The organism is Clostridium sp. X (genome assembly GCF_055755365.1).
Genome location: NZ_CM146912.1, coordinates 2,965,721 through 2,984,439 on the forward strand (window position 1 = coordinate 2,965,721; position 18,719 = coordinate 2,984,439).

Sequence of the window (18,719 nt, forward strand, 5' to 3'; positions counted from 1 at the left end):
AGCTATTTTAATCTTTTCTATGGGCTATGATTAAAGACATGTATTCTCTACTTGATAAAATTTTTTCCCTATCTCTTATAACCTCTTGGCCCTCTCTTCCAGCTTTCTTTACATATACGTATTCAAAACCTTTCTTTTCCAAATCTTCAATAACCTTCTCTTCATTTTTATAAACTTTCATTATAACTAAATTCTTTTCATCTTTAATATTATCTATTTGGTTTGCAGGTATAATTGTTAAGGCTTCATCTCCTATTACTAAAGGTTCCTTTGCAATACTTGCACAAGCACAAAATGAAGTTATTCCTGGTACTGTTTCCGTTTCATATCCTTTTTTCTCAATATGATTTAGTAGATATATATATGTACTATATACAAATGGATCTCCTATAGTTAAAAATGCTACATCTTTTCCAGCTTTTAATCTATCTTCTATTGCTTCAAAAGCTTCATATATCTTTTGCTCTTGCTCTTCTCCACCCATTGGGAAATGCTTTACTAATATTTCTGAATCTTTTTTTATAAAGTCTTCAGCTATTTCAAGTGCAATACTCTTTCCTCCTGACATTGCACTTGGCACAACTATAACATTACAACTTTCTATAATTCTCACTGCCTTTAATGTCAGTAACTCTTTATCTCCTGGCCCTACACCTACACCATATAATTTAGCCATATGAATCCTCCTTAGTTTATTACACTTGTTTTTCTCCTGAAACAATAAATATTGGATTGTTTGCTATGAGCATTAAACTATCTCCCCTAGTTTTACTTATTGCAATTTGAGAACATTCAGTTTTGTATCCCAGTTTCTTTAATTTTTCTAAAGCCTTATAGACATTATCTAAAGTTATAAAGTTTAAAACCATTTTACCTTTAATTTTAAGCATGTTACCGTATTTCTCTATAAGATTTTCTATATTTCCACCACTTCCACCTATAAAAACTCCATCAAACTTTTCATATATTTCTATATCTTCAGCTAACCCTTCTATGATTTCAAAATTATCTGCCTGAAACTTTTCTTTATTTTTATATAAAACTTCTAAGGCCTCTTTATCTTTTTCTATTCCTATAACTTTTCCCAAATTACATATCTTGCTTATTTGAATACTTACAGAGCCTGTCCCTGCTCCAACATCTGCCACTACATAATCATTCTTCAGCTCTAACTTAGCAATACTTAATATTCGCACTTCCTCTTTAGTCATGGGGCAGTTTCCTCTAATGAATTCATCATCTTTAATATAAATCATGCTTCTTCCCCTTTTCTATCTATTATGATTACAGAAAGTTCACTAAATTTCATATCTAAAGCTTTTCTAAAATCAACTATAGTTATTTTCTCATCTTCATAAGACAGATTTTCACCTATATACATAGTTCCTTTAATGCCTTCTGCTATTAGTCTTTCACATATATAAGAAGGTGTGCTCACTTTATCTGTTAACCAAAAGGATATTTTTTCACGCTTTACTATTTCAACAAAGTTTTGCTCTCTACCATGCAGACTACCTAGTGGTATTCCTTGCCATGATTTTTTTATCTTAGCAAAAAAGTATTGGAAAGAACTTATACCAGGCACTATCTCTATATGACCCTTATAATTTTTCTTAATGTACTCTAAGATACCATAAAAACCTGGATCTCCTGAGGCTACTATAGAAATTATTTTTTTATCATTTCTTAATATAAAATCATTAATCTCTTTTAATGTTTCCACTTGCATCTTTTTAGTCTTAATAAAATCTATGCTTTCAATTGCTCTTTTAAATCCAATAACTAAATGGCTATTTTCTATAGTTTCTATAGCTATAGGAAGTATATATTTTTTATCTCCTGGACCTATACCTACTATATTTAACTTCATACAAGCTTTCACTCCCTAGCACTTTCTTCCATCATAAAGTATTCCTTTTTCCATAGAGTACATAATGGATTCCACTTCTATACTGTTATAAGTAAACTGCTTCATTCTCTTCTCTACCTTTTCACCAATAGCATGATATATTGAACTATACTTATCTTCTATAATTTTTATAGCTCCCTCTGTGGTCTTTTCATTATATACAGCCTCTACTAACTCTTTTGGTGCTCCTATTAGCGCTAGTTCAAGAGCAATAACTTCCATTCTTACATCACATACTCTGCTATGAGTATTAAAACAGCCCGCTGAAACCTTACATAACTTTCCTATATGCCCTACTATAAGAATCTTATTTATGTTATTTTCTAGAGCAGAATTTAATGAAAAACCTACAAAATTAGATATGGTTATAGCTTTATCCAATTCTAAACCTAATTTCTTTAGCACATCTTCTCCCATATTTCCAAATACAAATATCAAGTCCTTATGCCCTTTATCAGCTATTTTCTGTCTTATTTCCAAAGCTATGCATTCTTTAAGTGCTTCATCTGACATAGGAGTTACAATTCCTGTAGTTCCTAAAATAGATATTCCACCTACTATATTCAACCTTGGATTAAAAGTTTTTTTAGCAACATCTTCACCCCTAGGGACGAATATAGTAATCTCAACTCCACTGTTATGAGGCAATACTTCTTTAACTTCCTTTTCTATCATAGCTCTAGGTACAGGATTTATTGCCCATTCCCCCTTTTTCACATAAAGCCCTTCACCCTGCACAACTCCTACCCCTGTTCCACCCTTTAAAGTATATCCACTAGACTTTCTCTCTGCTCTTGCCCATATTTCTAATCCATGTGTTATATCTGGATCATCTCCACCGTCTTTAATAACACAGCACTCTACAAATTCTTCACCCTTTACTATCTTTTCTATAGGTATTATAAGTTCTATTCCCTTAGGTGTGTCTATCTTTACATTAGTTATATGTTCACTTCCATATAATATAGCTGTAGCAGCCTTAGCTCCTGCCGCTGCACAAGAACCTGTAGTATATCCACATCTCAATTTTTTGCCATTAAAAGTTATATACATGTCTAGCATATTAGTTACTCCTATCAACAATTAAATACATAAGTGCATTTACAATTGCTGCAGCTACGGTACTTCCTCCTTTTCTTCCTCTTATAGTAATCATAGGAAGTGGAAGTTTTTCTGCTTCTTCTTTTGATTCAGCAGCACCTACAAAACCTATTGGTGCTCCTATTATAAACTTTGCATTGCTTTTTCCTTCTTCTATTAATTCCTTAAGTCTAAAAAGCGCTGTTGGAGCATTTCCAAATACAAAGAATTCTACTCCATCATCTACCGCTTTTTCTACTGCTGCCATAGAACGTGTTATTCCTCTTTCCTTTGCTATCTTAGCTACTTCTTCATCATCTACATAACATTTCACTTCACAATTTAATTCCCTTAGTGCTTTCTTATTTATCCCTGATAAAGCCATCTTCGTGTCTGTATATATGATCATTCCCTTTATTAATAATTCAAGTGCTTTATCAATAGCGCCGTCTCTTATGTAGATAATACTCTTATAATCAAAATCTGCAGTAGTATGTATTACTCTTTTTACTATACTAAGTTCTCTATCATCTAGATTATGAAAACCTATCTCTTCTCCTATTATTTGAAAGCTTTTTTCCTCAATATCCATAGGTGCTTTTATATAGTTCCCCATATGTATTCTACCTTTCTTATAAGTAAGTCCTAATGTTATATTTTTTACTATTTATTTGTACTTTTATTTAAAGTTGTTTTCACAATATCCTTTTTCCGTAAAATATTTTAAAAAGTGTATATTGTTAAAGAAGTGTATATGAGCATAAGTTGCTAGAACATTTTTTTTATGATATCCACACTCCCACTCTTTAATTGTCTCATCATACATAGTTTTGGTTATCTTATAAATCTTTTCTTCAATGCTACTAGTTTTGGATTTATGAAATTCATGACAATTAATTTTAAAACCTTTTGGTAATATTGTATCGTCCTTATTAACTTCAATCTGAGCATATCCAAAGTTTTGAAGACTCTTAGTCATCTCAACTTCTCCACTAATAAATCCTACAGCTTCATGACCTTCTATATTATCTGTAAGATACATAAGTCCACCACATTCTGCATAACATTTAACTCCAGACTCTAAAGCATTTCTTATACTAATTAGCATAGATTTATTTTCACTAAGTTCTTTTATAAAAATCTCTGGATATCCTCCACCTATGTACAATAAGTCAATGCCTTCTGGAATTCTTTCATCATACAAAGGACTAAAGTATATCACTTCTCCTAGTTCTTCTAAAAGCTCTATATTCTCTTTATAATAAAAACTAAAAGCTTTGTCTCTTGCCACTGCGATTTTTATTCCTAAATTCTTTAAATGAAAATGATCTTTAAATCTAGGAGTTTCTTTAAACAATTCTATAAGCCTTTCCATATCAACATATTCTTCAATTAATTCACTACACAGCTCTATTCTTTTATCTAAATCCTTAACTTCACTGCTTTGGATAAGTCCTAAATGCCTACTTCCTAATTTTAGCCTTTCATCCTTTGGTACATAGCCTAACACCTGAACATTGCAATTCTTTTCTATAGCATACTTCAATAACTTAAAATAGTTTTCACTTATATTGTTTAATATTATTCCTCTTATATCTGATTCTTCATATTTCATTATGCCTTTTATCTCTGCACATAAGGTTGCACTTTGTGCTTTAGGAGATATAACTAAAATTACTGGTGTCTTTAGTATTCTAGATACGTGAGCTGTAGAACCTGTTGTCTCTATTCCTTTACCATCATAAAAGCCCATAACTCCTTCTATAACACCAAAATCTCCTGTACCTCTTGAAAAAGCCGCTTTTATTCCTTCTTCTCCCATTAGGAAAAAATCTAAATTTCTTGAAGCTTTACCTGTAATATAAGAATGAAAGGCCGGGTCGATATAATCTGGTCCTACTTTATATCCTTGTACCTTAAAACCTCTATTTATAAGAGCTTTCATTATTCCTAAGGTTATAGTTGTCTTTCCACCACCACTACTATTAGAAGATATAACTAAACTTCTCATATTATTTTTTCAACCCCATGATCTTATAAATATTTTCTATATCTATGTTCTCTCTAACTATATCTGCTAGTTTATCAAGTTCCTTCTCCCTAAGACTCTCATATACTACAGAAGATTTTTCTTTTAATCCTTTTTTTCTTCTAAGCTTATTTACAATATACTCTCTGAAAGCTGCCCCATCAAAAACTCCATGGATATATGTACCCATAATATTTTCTTTTTCATTTACTGCTCCATCATAGTAGCTAACATCTTCACCATTTTTATTTATTATTTCAAATAAAGGTGTAACATCTTCTCCATAAGTAGATACCCCCATATGTATCTCATAACCATATAAATATGATTCTTTGTACTTTGCCTCAACTCTAGTAGTTGTTTTTTCTTTCTCAAAAATTGTATCCACATCTAATAAGTTCATACCTTCTATTTCACCTAAAGAGGTTTCTACTTCATAAGGATCCTTTATTGTTTTTCCTAACATTTGATATCCTCCGCAGATTCCTAGGATAAAACCATATTGTGAATAATTTTTAATAGTATCCTCTAATCCAGAGATTCTTAAATACATTAAATCTTCTATAGTGTTTTTACTTCCTGGGATTATAAGCATATCTGGATTTCCAAACTCTTCATCATTAGTTATAAATCTAACTGAAACATCCTCTTCTATCTTAAGAGCATCTAGATCTGTAAAGTTTGATATGTGTGGCAGCTTAATTACTGCTATGTCTATTTTATTAGTTACCTTACTATTAAACTCTATTGCTCCATCTTCATCTTCTAGTGCTAATTTAAAATAAGGAACTACTCCAACACAAGGAACCTTAATAATTTCTTCAATCATATCTAGACCAGGTTTTAGAATATCTATATCTCCTCTGAACTTATTTATTATGGTGCCTTTTACTCTTAGCTTCTCATCATCACCTAATAAAAGCATTGTCCCTGCTAAAGAGGCAAATACTCCACCCTTATCTATATCACCTACTAATAGTACAGGAGCATCCACAAGCTCTGCCATTCCCATGTTTACTATATCTCTATCTCTTAAATTTATTTCTGCTGGGCTTCCTGCACCTTCCATAACTATAATATCAAATCTTTTTTCAAGCACTTCAAAATCTTCTTTAAGCATACTACTAAACTCAAGCTTCATATTATGATACTCCATAGCTGAAGAATTACAATATACATTTCCTTTTAAAATCACCTGACATTTTCTATCAGTAGTTGGCTTTAAAAGTATTGGATTCATATACACTTCTGGCTCTAACCCTGCTGCATAAGCTTGTAGTACTTGTGCTCTTCCCATCTCTTTTCCATCTAAAGTTATATAAGAATTTAGGGACATATTTTGAGACTTATATGGACATACACTATATCCATCCTGTTTAAATATTCTACAGAGTGCCGTTACTAATATACTCTTACCTACAGATGAGGCGGTACCTTGTACCATAATTTTCGCCACTAACTTCACCTACTTATAATAATTTTATTCCTTTTATATTTCTTCCTAGATATTCATATTTATTTTCTATTACATCATTAATGTGTTGAATATATATATCTTGAAACTTTATAACTTCACCTAAACCAGTTAAAGAGACTTTCACATCAAAGCCTTCATTTATTAAAATATTCTTCCATGAGTCTTCTTCATCTCCTGCCATATCATTTTTAGCATGTTCTCCTGCAACTAACATTAATGGCACAAGTCTTACAGTGTGTCGTCTATCTTTTACTAGTATCTTTATAATATTTTCTATAGTGGGATATCCCTCTACTGAAGCAATATATGTATTTGTGTAATTATGACTCCTTAGAACTTCTTGAAGACATAAATAACAAGCATTTGAAGGATGCATAGTTCCATGTCCCATAAATAGTATAGTCTCACTTGTATCTATAATAGGTTTTATTGCATCTATAAATATATTGTAATCATCTGGTTGACCTTCCTCATAACCTTTATAATAAAGTACTGGTCTTCCTAATTTGATATTTACCTGTGGATTATTGTACTGATAGTATCTTACTATTTCTGATACGTAATCATATTCTACGCCGGGAATAATATGAAGTGGCTGAACTATTATATCTTTAAACTCTTCTAAGATAAGCTTTTCCATAGCTTCTTCTGGAGTATCTATATTTATATTATCTCTATCCTTAAGGACCTTAATTACTCCATGAGCTGTATAAGCTCTTCTTACCTGAAAATCCTTAAAATTCTCTTTAATCCTATCCTCTATTTTATCAATGGTAACCCTCCTAGTATCATGATGGGTTGTACCAAAACTTATAACCAATATAGCCTTTTTCATTTGTATCCTCCTTCTGTTTCTAGCACAGTATTTGCCATGTTAATCTCCTCCATATACAATACTACCTATAAACCAATTACCATATTCATATTTTAAACTCCTTTATTCTCAACCATCATCTAATATCTACTAAACACGCCTTTTCAATCTTAGCTTCTTCAAAAGTTCCCATATTCTCCATAGTAAATAAAGCTGCTTCAATTATATCGAAAGCCATTGGACATCCGCTGCCTTCTCCCAATCTCATTTTTAAATTTATCATCGGCTCTAAGCTCATCTCTTTCATAACATATATAGCTCCTGGTTCTGCGGATAAGTGTGAGGCAAAAATATATTCTCTACATAAATAATTTAATCTGTAAGCACATAAAGCTGCCGCTGAAGCAATAAATCCATCAATAACTATAGGTAATTTATTTTTAGCTGCTCCTAAAAAGCATCCACAAAGCCCTGCAATATCAAAGCCTCCTACTTTAGAAATCACATCAATTACATCTTCTAAATTAGGCTTATTTACTTTTATAGCTTTACTTACTACCTTTTTCTTATTTTCATATTGACTTTCTGTAAGTCCTGAACCTTTACCAACAATTATATCTGGTGAAAGTCCTGTAAGACTACTTATTACTGCCGCTGATGTAGTAGTATTGCCTATTCCCATTTCACCAGTACCAAAAAGTTCATAGCCTTCTTTCACTAGATTATCTACAGTTTCAATGCCTATCTCAATTGCTTTAATTGCCTGTTCTCTTGTCATAGCAGCTTCCTTGGCTATATTTTTAGTTCCATAAGCAATTTTTTTATGTATTATTTCTTCATTATCCATATCAGCATTTATGCCTACATCTACTACAGCTAAATCAGAGTTATAATATTTTGCAAGAGCACATACACCTGTGATACCTGCAATAAAATTGTCTGTAACAATTTTAGTAAAACTTTGAGGACATACACTTACTCCTTCTTCCACTACACCATTATCACTACACATAATTATTATATTTTTCTTATATTTTTTATATTTCATATCTCCTTTGATACCTGCAATTTTTGCTGCAATGTCTTCTAAAGCTCCAAGACTTCCTAAGGGTTTAGTAAGATTATCAATTTTCTTCTGTGCTTTTTCTATTGCTCTTTTATTTAATGGATCTATGGAATCTAATGTATCTTTAAGTAACTTCATAAAATTTTCTCCTCTATTAGTTAAAAAATAAATCCCCCACCTTAAGGTGAGGGATGTCTTCAAAAAAATTACATAAATATACTATCAATAATCTTTAATTTTTATTAGTATACGCTGCAAATTACCTTCCCACCGAAGGATAAGCTATTCATCATGGCAGGTCTCCTGGCTCACGGGTCGCTCTCCTCCAGCCTTCCCAGTATATAATACCAGTGGCAATGGATTTGTCTCCGTTTACAGTAGCGGGGGCTGCAACGGCTTTACACCGTTTTCCCTATTAAACTTAAAGTACCAATGACAGATCAAATATTAAATTTTATTTTCATAATGATTTATAATCTCGTATCTTAATTATAAACTTTATAAAATATTCATTCAAGTTAGTTTTGTATATTTATATAGAATTAATTTATTGTAAAATAAAAAAGAACTAAGTAAAATGCTTAGTTCTTTTATCTTACCTGGCGATGTCCTACTCTTCCACACCGTCTCCAGTGCAGTACCATTGGCGCTATGAAGCTTAACCATCGTGTTCGGGATGGGTACGGGTGTATCCTTCATGCCATAATCACCAGATCATGGCTCCGCGAAAAGGATTCGAACCTTCAACCTATCGGTTAACAGCCGAGTGCTCCACCGTTGAGCTATCGCGGAATACATTATTTATATTATATGAAAGATAGAAAAAGATATACTATCTTTTTTCCATTATTCTTTCAAAATTGCACAGTGAATTTAATGTTTAGATCAAGTCCTCGATCTATTAGTATTAGTCAGCTGAGTACATTACTGCACTTACACCCCTAACCTATCAACCTGGTAGTCTTCCAGGGATCTTACTAGCTTACGCTATGGGAAATCTAATCTTGAGGTGGGCTTCACGCTTAGATGCTTTCAGCGTTTATCCCTTCCCGACATAGCTACCCAGCTGTGCTTCTGGCGAAACAACTGGTGCACCAGAGGTCAGTCCATCCCGGTCCTCTCGTACTAAGGACAGCTCCTCTCAAATTTCCTACGCCCACGGCGGATAGGGACCGAACTGTCTCACGACGTTCTGAACCCAGCTCGCGTGCCGCTTTAATGGGCGAACAGCCCAACCCTTGGGACCGACTACAGCCCCAGGATGCGACGAGCCGACATCGAGGTGCCAAACCTCCCCGTCGATGTGGACTCTTGGGGGAGATCAGCCTGTTATCCCCGAGGTAGCTTTTATCCGTTGAGCGATGGCCCTTCCATACAGAACCACCGGATCACTAAGTCCGACTTTCGTCCCTGCTCCACCTGTATGTGTCGCAGTCAGGCTCCCTTCTGCCTTTACACTCTACGCGCGATTTCCGACCGCGCTGAGGGAACCTTTGAGCGCCTCCGTTACCTTTTAGGAGGCGACCGCCCCAGTCAAACTGCCCACCTAGCAATGTCCTGTGACCAGATTCATGGCCGCCAGTTAGAATTCCAGTACTGTCAGGGTGGTATCCCAAGGACGACTCCACGAAAGCTGACGCTCTCGCTTCTTAGTCTCCCACCTATCCTGTACAGACAATACCGAAATGCAATGCTAAGCTACAGTAAAGCTCTACGGGGTCTTTCCGTCCAACCGCGGGTAGCAAGCATCTTCACTTGCACTTCAATTTCACCGGATTTGCTGCCGAGACAGTGCCCAAATCATTACGCCATTCGTGCGGGTCGGAACTTACCCGACAAGGAATTTCGCTACCTTAGGACCGTTATAGTTACGGCCGCCGTTTACTGGGGCTTAAGTTCATACCTTCGCTTGCGCTAAGCATTCCCCTTAACCTTCCAGCACCGGGCAGGCGTCAGCCCCTATACATCAGCTTACGCTTTAGCAGAGACCTGTGTTTTTGATAAACAGTTGCTTGGGCCTGTTCACTGCGGCCTCCTCTCGGAGGCACCCCTTCTCCCGAAGTTACGGGGTTAATTTGCCGAGTTCCTTAGCAGCAATTCTTCCGACGGCCTTAGGATTCTCTCCTCATCTACCTGTGTCGGTTTGCGGTACGGGCACCAATTTGCTCCATAGAGACTTTTCTTGGCAGCGTGGAATCAGATACTTCGCCCATAGGGCTCCCCATCACACCTCAGACTTAAATTGAGCGGATTTGCCTACTCAACATCCTAAGTGCTTAGACGCACATCCAATAGTGCGCACATCCTATCCTCCTGCGTCATCCCATTTGTCAAACGCATTTTGGTGGTACTGGAATATCAACCAGTTGTCCATCACCTACGCCTTTCGGCCTCGGCTTAGGTCCCGACTAACCCTGGGAGGACGAGCCTTCCCCAGGAAACCTTAGATATTCGGCCAACAGGATTCTCACCTGTTTCTCGCTACTTATGCCAGCATTCTCACTTCTGCACTGTCCACCACTCCTTACGATATGGCTTCTACCTGTGCAGAAAGCTCCTCTACCACGTGTACGTAGTACACATCCATAGCTTCGGTGGTAAGTTTTAGCCCCGTTACATCTTCGGCGCGGGATCTCTCGACTAGTGAGCTATTACGCACTCTTTAAATGAGTGGCTGCTTCTAAGCCAACATCCTAGTTGTCTTAGAAATCCCACATCCTTTCCCACTTAACTTACACTTTGGGACCTTAGCTGATGGTCTGGGCTGTTTCCCTTTTGACCACGGATCTTATCATTCGTAGTCTGACTGCCGGGGTACCAGTATGTGGCATTCGGAGTTTGATAGGGTTCAGTAACTGTTGTCAGCCCCTAGCCCATTCAGTGCTCTACCTCCACTACTTAATTACCCGACGCTAGCCCTAAAGCTATTTCGAGGAGAACCAGCTATCTCCGAGTTCGATTGGAATTTCTCCGCTATCCACAGCTCATCCCATGGTTTTTCAACACCAACGTGGTTCGGACCTCCACGGAATTTTACTTCCGCTTCATCCTGGCCATGGATAGATCACCCGGTTTCGGGTCTACGATATGCAACTAGTTGCCCTGTTCAGACTCGGTTTCCCTTCGGCTCCGCACCGTAGGTGCTTAACCTTGCTACATATCGTAACTCGCTGGCCCGTTCTACAAAAAGTACGCCGTCACACATTAACGTGCTCCGACCGATTGTAGGCACACGGTTTCAGGTTCTATTTCACTCCCCTTCCGGGGTTCTTTTCACCTTTCCCTCACGGTACTGCTTCACTATCGGTCACTAGGTAGTATTTAGCCTTGGGAGATGGTCCTCCCAGCTTCCCACAAGGTTTCACGTGTCTCGTGGTACTCTGGAGTAGATCTACTTCTCTCTTCTTTTTGCCTACAGGGTTATTACCTTCTACGACAGAACTTTCCAGTTCTCTTCGACTAAAAAGATTGAAGCGTTATGATCTATCCGCAACCCCAGAAACAAAGTTTCTGGTTTGGGCTCTTCCCCTTTCGCTCGCCGCTACTGAGGGAATCGATTTTTCTTTCTCTTCCTTCTGGTACTTAGATGTTTCAGTTCCCAGAGTGTACCTCTATATACCTATGAATTCAGTATATAGTACATGATGTTTATCATGTGGGTTTCCCCATTCGGAAATCTACGAATCACAGGCTGTGTGCGCCTACTCGTAGCTTATCGCAGCTTATCGCGTCCTTCTTCGGCTCCTAGTGCCAGGGCATTCACCGTGCGCCCTTTCTAACTTGATCGTTAGACGCTTGTAAACATAAATGTTATACAAGACTTCACTCCTCAGATATACTGAGTGAGATTTATTACTAAAACTAATTACTTAGTTATAGTAGATTTCTTAATATTCACTGTGCAATTTTCAAAGAACAAAAGCAGACATCCAAATCTTCGATTTGTGATGGTCGCTTTGCCAAACACGTAGTGTTTAGCTTCCTAGAAAGACATTAGTCTTTCAAAATTAAACAGAATTAAGGATAAATTATTTCCAGTCTATGAAAGCTGTGAGCTTTCATTTCTCCCTAGAAAGGAGGTGATCCAGCCGCAGGTTCTCCTACGGCTACCTTGTTACGACTTCACCCCAATCACCAATCCCACCTTCGACTGCTGGCTCCTTGCGGTTACCTCACAGGCTTCGGGTGTTACCGGCTCTCATGGTGTGACGGGCGGTGTGTACAAGACCCGGGAACGTATTCACCGCGACATTCTGATTCGCGATTACTAGCAACTCCAACTTCATGTAGGCGAGTTTCAGCCTACAATCCGAACTGGGACCGGTTTTTTAGTTTGGCTCCCCCTCACGGGTTTGCTTCTCGTTGTACCGGCCATTGTAGCACGTGTGTAGCCCTAGACATAAGGGGCATGATGATTTGACGTCATCCCCACCTTCCTCCTGGTTAACCCAGGCAGTCTCGCTAGAGTGCTCAACTTAATGGTAGCAACTAACGATAAGGGTTGCGCTCGTTGCGGGACTTAACCCAACATCTCACGACACGAGCTGACGACAACCATGCACCACCTGTCTTCCTGCCCCGAAGGGCTTCCTCTGTTACGAGTAATTCAGGAGATGTCAAGTCTAGGTAAGGTTCTTCGCGTTGCTTCGAATTAAACCACATGCTCCGCTGCTTGTGCGGGTCCCCGTCAATTCCTTTGAGTTTTAATCTTGCGACCGTACTCCCCAGGCGGAATACTTATTGCGTTTGCTGCGGCACCGAGGGTGGTACCCCCCGACACCTAGTATTCATCGTTTACGGCGTGGACTACCAGGGTATCTAATCCTGTTTGCTCCCCACGCTTTCGTATCTCAGCGTCAGTTACGGTCCAGAAAGTCGCCTTCGCCACTGGTGTTCTTCCTAATCTCTACGCATTTCACCGCTACACTAGGAATTCCACTTTCCTCTCCCGCACTCTAGATACCCAGTTTCAAATGCAGCGCCCAGGTTAAGCCCGGGAATTTCACATCTGACTTAAATATCCGCCTACATACTCTTTACGCCCAGTAAATCCGGACAACGCTTGCCACCTACGTATTACCGCGGCTGCTGGCACGTAGTTAGCCGTGGCTTCCTCCTTGGGTACCGTCATTATCGTCCCCAAAGACAGAGCTTTACAATCCGAAGACCTTCATCACTCACGCGGCGTTGCTGCGTCAGGGTTTCCCCCATTGCGCAATATTCCCCACTGCTGCCTCCCGTAGGAGTCTGGACCGTGTCTCAGTTCCAATGTGGCCGATCACCCTCTCAGGTCGGCTACGCATCGTCGCCTTGGTGAGCCGTTACCTCACCAACTAGCTAATGCGCCGCGGGTCCATCTCAAAGCGGATTGCTCCTTTGATTATCTTCTCATGCGAGAAAATAATATTATGCGGTATTAATCTCCCTTTCGGGAGGCTATCCCCCTCTTTGAGGCAGGTTACCCACGTGTTACTCACCCGTCCGCCGCTAATCCGTTCCCGAAGGAACTTCATCGCTCGACTTGCATGTGTTAGGCACGCCGCCAGCGTTCGTCCTGAGCCAGGATCAAACTCTCAATTTAAAAGTTTAATCTGTTACTCATTACTTAAAGTTTTTGACTGGCATTTTATTTACCTTAATTTCTGTTTAATTTTCAAAGACCAAGTTTTCTTCGCCATCTCTCGACAGCTTATTTATTATATCAATTTCAAATTGTTTTGTCAACTTTTTTTAAATTGATATCATCTTTTTTGAGAACTCTTAAATTCCCAACCCCCAGTATCTAATTCACTGCTTTATAAATTACTGTCTTAAAGGTAGCTAGTCATACTAGATATTTATTTTTCTTTGTTCTCTCCAATCGACAAGGAATATCTTATCACAGAATTATTACTATTTTTATATAAATTTAGCGTTTATATTAATAAATCAGACTCATTTCTTTGATTTTCTTTAAAATTCTTAATTTAAAACATATTGATACACTAGGATATGTATACTGAGTTTATATATTTTTGATAATTGTATGTACTATTCTAAATAGCTTTAGCTATTTAAAACAAAAACATCATAAGTTACCAATATTTTTACTATCTTTCAAAATAATAAAATTAAAGCAAAAAGTAAATAATAAAACTAAATATTAATAGAGGAAAGTGTTTATTATGTGAAATATTCGTTTTTGGATTTTTTTTACTATAGTTTTAATACTTGCAGTAGCCGTAATATCCGTTCGGAAACTCCGCTTCATTGATGTTAATGTAATGATAATGATTGTAGCACTAGTAATGTCGTGTGATATGTTCTTTTGCAAACATCTCCATTTGTATACCTATATAAGTATTGAGTATAAAGGTTGGTATAGTTTTTGGGTAAATCTATTTACAATACCTTTATTAGGATTAATCTTCATTAAGTTTATTCCCAAAAATATCAAAAGAGTAGTTATTTATATTATAATATGGACAATGATAGGAACAGCGTTCGAATTATTTATTGCTAAGCCTTTGGGTATAGTGCTATACCCAAAGTGGAATGTACTTCGTTACTCTCCTATCGGCTATATTTTGGTATTCTCATTAGTTTATATTTATTATAGGCTACTGTTAAAATACTGCAAGAATACATAATAAAATTCTATAAGTAAAAAATAAAAAACACTAAGCATTTGCTTAGTGTTTTCATCTTACCTGGCGATGTCCTACTCTTCCACACCGTCTCCAGTGCAGTACCATTGGCGCTGTGAAGCTTAACCATCGTGTTCGGGATGGGTACGGGTGTATCCTTCACGCCATAATCACCAGATGACCAGACATCCAAAATCTTCGATTTTGTGATGGTCGGTTACTCATGAGCATCAGCTCAGGAGTTTCCTTTAAGGCTTTTAGAGTACTCATCAGCTACGCTGAGGAGTGTCATTGAAAGAATTTTGTTCTCTCAAAATTGCACAGTGAATTTAATATTTAGATCAAGTCCTCGATCTATTAGTATTAGTCAGCTGAGTACATTACTGCACTTACACCCCTAACCTATCAACCTGGTAGTCTTCCAGGGATCTTACTAGCTTACGCTATGGGAAATCTAATCTTGAGGTGGGCTTCACGCTTAGATGCTTTCAGCGTTTATCCCTTCCCGACATAGCTACCCAGCTGTGCTTCTGGCGAAACAACTGGTGCACCAGAGGTCAGTCCATCCCGGTCCTCTCGTACTAAGGACAGCTCCTCTCAAATTTCCTACGCCCACGGCGGATAGGGACCGAACTGTCTCACGACGTTCTGAACCCAGCTCGCGTGCCGCTTTAATGGGCGAACAGCCCAACCCTTGGGACCGACTACAGCCCCAGGATGCGACGAGCCGACATCGAGGTGCCAAACCTCCCCGTCGATGTGGACTCTTGGGGGAGATCAGCCTGTTATCCCCGAGGTAGCTTTTATCCGTTGAGCGATGGCCCTTCCATACAGAACCACCGGATCACTAAGTCCGACTTTCGTCCCTGCTCCACCTGTATGTGTCGCAGTCAGGCTCCCTTCTGCCTTTACACTCTACGCGCGATTTCCGACCGCGCTGAGGGAACCTTTGAGCGCCTCCGTTACCTTTTAGGAGGCGACCGCCCCAGTCAAACTGCCCACCTAGCAATGTCCTGTGACCAGATTCATGGCCGCCAGTTAGAATTCCAGTACTGTCAGGGTGGTATCCCAAGGACGACTCCACGAAAGCTGACGCTCTCGCTTCTTAGTCTCCCACCTATCCTGTACAGACAATACCGAAATGCAATGCTAAGCTACAGTAAAGCTCTACGGGGTCTTTCCGTCCAACCGCGGGTAGCAAGCATCTTCACTTGCACTTCAATTTCACCGGATTTGCTGCCGAGACAGTGCCCAAATCATTACGCCATTCGTGCGGGTCGGAACTTACCCGACAAGGAATTTCGCTACCTTAGGACCGTTATAGTTACGGCCGCCGTTTACTGGGGCTTAAGTTCATACCTTCGCTTGCGCTAAGCATTCCCCTTAACCTTCCAGCACCGGGCAGGCGTCAGCCCCTATACATCAGCTTACGCTTTAGCAGAGACCTGTGTTTTTGATAAACAGTTGCTTGGGCCTGTTCACTGCGGCCTCCTCTCGGAGGCACCCCTTCTCCCGAAGTTACGGGGTTAATTTGCCGAGTTCCTTAGCAGCAATTCTTCCGACGGCCTTAGGATTCTCTCCTCATCTACCTGTGTCGGTTTGCGGTACGGGCACCAATTTGCTCCATAGAGACTTTTCTTGGCAGCGTGGAATCAGATACTTCGCCCATAGGGCTCCCCATCACACCTCAGACTTAAATTGAGCGGATTTGCCTACTCAACATCCTAAGTGCTTAGACGCACATCCAATAGTGCGCACATCCTATCCTCCTGCGTCATCCCATTTGTCAAACGCATTTTGGTGGTACTGGAATATCAACCAGTTGTCCATCACCTACGCCTTTCGGCCTCGGCTTAGGTCCCGACTAACCCTGGGAGGACGAGCCTTCCCCAGGAAACCTTAGATATTCGGCCAACAGGATTCTCACCTGTTTCTCGCTACTTATGCCAGCATTCTCACTTCTGCACTGTCCACCACTCCTTACGATATGGCTTCTACCTGTGCAGAAAGCTCCTCTACCACGTGTACGTAGTACACATCCATAGCTTCGGTGGTAAGTTTTAGCCCCGTTACATCTTCGGCGCGGGATCTCTCGACTAGTGAGCTATTACGCACTCTTTAAATGAGTGGCTGCTTCTAAGCCAACATCCTAGTTGTCTTAGAAATCCCACATCCTTTCCCACTTAACTTACACTTTGGGACCTTAGCTGATGGTCTGGGCTGTTTCCCTTTTGACCACGGATCTTATCATTCGTAGTCTGACTGCCGGGGTACCAGTATGTGGCATTCGGAGTTTGATAGGGTTCAGTAACTGTTGTCAGCCCCTAGCCCATTCAGTGCTCTACCTCCACTACTTAATTACCCGACGCTAGCCCTAAAGCTATTTCGAGGAGAACCAGCTATCTCCGAGTTCGATTGGAATTTCTCCGCTATCCACAGCTCATCCCATGGTTTTTCAACACCAACGTGGTTCGGACCTCCACGGAATTTTACTTCCGCTTCATCCTGGCCATGGATAGATCACCCGGTTTCGGGTCTACGATATGCAACTAGTTGCCCTGTTCAGACTCGGTTTCCCTTCGGCTCCGCACCGTAGGTGCTTAACCTTGCTACATATCGTAACTCGCTGGCCCGTTCTACAAAAAGTACGCCGTCACACATTAACGTGCTCCGACCGATTGTAGGCACACGGTTTCAGGTTCTATTTCACTCCCCTTCCGGGGTTCTTTTCACCTTTCCCTCACGGTACTGCTTCACTATCGGTCACTAGGTAGTATTTAGCCTTGGGAGATGGTCCTCCCAGCTTCCCACAAGGTTTCACGTGTCTCGTGGTACTCTGGAGTAGATCTACTTCTCTCTTCTTTTTGCCTACAGGGTTATTACCTTCTACGACAGAACTTTCCAGTTCTCTTCGACTAAAAAGATTGAAGCGTTATGATCTATCCGCAACCCCAGAAACAAAGTTTCTGGTTTGGGCTCTTCCCCTTTCGCTCGCCGCTACTGAGGGAATCGATTTTTCTTTCTCTTCCTTCTGGTACTTAGATGTTTCAGTTCCCAGAGTGTACCTCTATATACCTATGAATTCAGTATATAGTACATGATGTTTATCATGTGGGTTTCCCCATTCGGAAATCTACGAATCACAGGCTGTGTGCGCCTACTCGTAGCTTATCGCAGCTTATCGCGTCCTTCTTCGGCTCCTAGTGCCAGGGCATTCACCGTGCGCCCTTTCTAACTTGATCGTTAGACGCTTGTAAACATAAATGTTATACAAGACTTCACTCCTCAGATATACTGAGTGAGATTTATTACTAAAACTAATTACTTAGTTATAGTAGATTTCTTAATATTCACTGTGCAATTTTCAAAGAACAAAATTTGATGTCTAAAAATCTTAGTTTGCTTGTATTTTAGACATTTAAAAATCAATCAACAATTTAAATTGTTGATTGATTTTATTGGTGGGTCTAAATGGACTCGAACCATCGACCTCACGCTTATCAGGCGTGCGCTCTAACCAGCTGAGCTATAGACCCTTAATGGTGGAGATAAAGAGATTCGAACTCTTGACCCCCTGCGTGCAAGGCAGGTGCTCTCCCAACTGAGCTATACCCCCACTAGATATTCTATTCAAAAACCGACAATACCTCTTGTAAAATCAGTTATTGATAGTCGTATGACATTAAAGAGAATTACTTATTCATTGTAAATTAATTAT

Annotated in this window: 9 protein-coding genes, 3 tRNA genes, 5 rRNA genes and 1 riboswitch; all 17 genes read right to left on the reverse strand. The window is 39.3% G+C overall.

The window, feature by feature from the left end; all coding sequences use genetic code 11:
* Positions 1-7: 7 nt before the first annotated feature.
* Complete coding sequence (locus tag ACX0KU_RS14905; RefSeq protein WP_472990775.1) at positions 8-676, reverse strand: cobalt-factor II C(20)-methyltransferase; 669 nt, start codon at positions 674-676, stop codon at positions 8-10.
* Between the two features lie 19 nt (positions 677-695).
* The gene (gene cbiT / locus ACX0KU_RS14910) at positions 696-1,256 is read right to left on the reverse strand and encodes a precorrin-6Y C5,15-methyltransferase (decarboxylating) subunit CbiT (protein WP_472990776.1); all 561 of its coding nucleotides are present in this window, start codon (positions 1,254-1,256) and stop codon (positions 696-698) included.
* Positions 1,253-1,870 (reverse strand): precorrin-6y C5,15-methyltransferase (decarboxylating) subunit CbiE, encoded by a 618-nt coding sequence (cbiE, locus tag ACX0KU_RS14915; RefSeq protein ID WP_472990777.1) that lies wholly within the window; start codon positions 1,868-1,870, stop codon positions 1,253-1,255. The genes cbiT and cbiE overlap by 4 nt, the downstream gene beginning before the upstream one ends.
* Before the next feature lie 15 nt (positions 1,871-1,885).
* Positions 1,886-2,971 (reverse strand): cobalt-precorrin-5B (C(1))-methyltransferase CbiD, encoded by a 1,086-nt coding sequence (gene cbiD, locus ACX0KU_RS14920; RefSeq protein ID WP_472990778.1) that lies wholly within the window; start codon positions 2,969-2,971, stop codon positions 1,886-1,888.
* 1 nt (position 2,972) lies between these two features.
* Complete coding sequence (locus tag ACX0KU_RS14925) at positions 2,973-3,605, reverse strand: precorrin-8X methylmutase (protein ID WP_472990779.1); 633 nt, start codon at positions 3,603-3,605, stop codon at positions 2,973-2,975.
* A gap of 63 nt (positions 3,606-3,668) precedes the next feature.
* Positions 3,669-5,000 (reverse strand): cobyrinate a,c-diamide synthase, encoded by a 1,332-nt coding sequence (locus tag ACX0KU_RS14930; RefSeq protein WP_472990780.1) that lies wholly within the window; start codon positions 4,998-5,000, stop codon positions 3,669-3,671.
* A 1-nt stretch (position 5,001) separates the two neighbouring features.
* A complete protein-coding gene (locus ACX0KU_RS14935) occupies positions 5,002-6,474 on the reverse strand; it encodes a cobyric acid synthase (protein ID WP_472990781.1) in 1,473 nt (490 codons plus the stop codon).
* A 13-nt stretch (positions 6,475-6,487) separates the two neighbouring features.
* Positions 6,488-7,330 carry a sirohydrochlorin cobaltochelatase gene (locus ACX0KU_RS14940; RefSeq protein ID WP_472990782.1) on the reverse strand — a complete coding sequence of 281 codons (843 nt, stop codon included), beginning with the start codon at positions 7,328-7,330 and terminating at the stop codon, positions 6,488-6,490.
* 115 nt (positions 7,331-7,445) lie between these two features.
* Positions 7,446-8,513 (reverse strand): nicotinate-nucleotide--dimethylbenzimidazole phosphoribosyltransferase, encoded by a 1,068-nt coding sequence (gene cobT, locus ACX0KU_RS14945; RefSeq protein ID WP_472990783.1) that lies wholly within the window; start codon positions 8,511-8,513, stop codon positions 7,446-7,448.
* A 138-nt stretch (positions 8,514-8,651) separates the two neighbouring features.
* Positions 8,652-8,825: riboswitch (cobalamin riboswitch) on the reverse strand.
* A 147-nt stretch (positions 8,826-8,972) separates the two neighbouring features.
* A 5S ribosomal RNA gene (rrf, locus tag ACX0KU_RS14950) occupies positions 8,973-9,089 on the reverse strand.
* Positions 9,090-9,092: 3 nt separating this feature from the next.
* Positions 9,093-9,167, reverse strand: a tRNA-Asn gene (locus ACX0KU_RS14955).
* 89 nt (positions 9,168-9,256) lie between these two features.
* A 23S ribosomal RNA gene (locus ACX0KU_RS14960) occupies positions 9,257-12,161 on the reverse strand.
* A 286-nt stretch (positions 12,162-12,447) separates the two neighbouring features.
* Positions 12,448-13,956 (reverse strand): 16S ribosomal RNA (locus tag ACX0KU_RS14965).
* A 1,106-nt stretch (positions 13,957-15,062) separates the two neighbouring features.
* A 5S ribosomal RNA gene (gene rrf / locus ACX0KU_RS14970) occupies positions 15,063-15,179 on the reverse strand.
* 159 nt (positions 15,180-15,338) lie between these two features.
* Positions 15,339-18,243 (reverse strand): 23S ribosomal RNA (locus tag ACX0KU_RS14975).
* The 16S, 23S and 5S rRNA genes sit together here with 3 tRNA genes alongside, the layout of an rRNA operon.
* 217 nt (positions 18,244-18,460) lie before the next feature.
* Positions 18,461-18,537: transfer RNA gene (locus ACX0KU_RS14980), tRNA-Ile, on the reverse strand.
* A gap of 4 nt (positions 18,538-18,541) precedes the next feature.
* Positions 18,542-18,617: transfer RNA gene (locus ACX0KU_RS14985), tRNA-Ala, on the reverse strand.
* Positions 18,618-18,719: the final 102 nt, after the last annotated feature.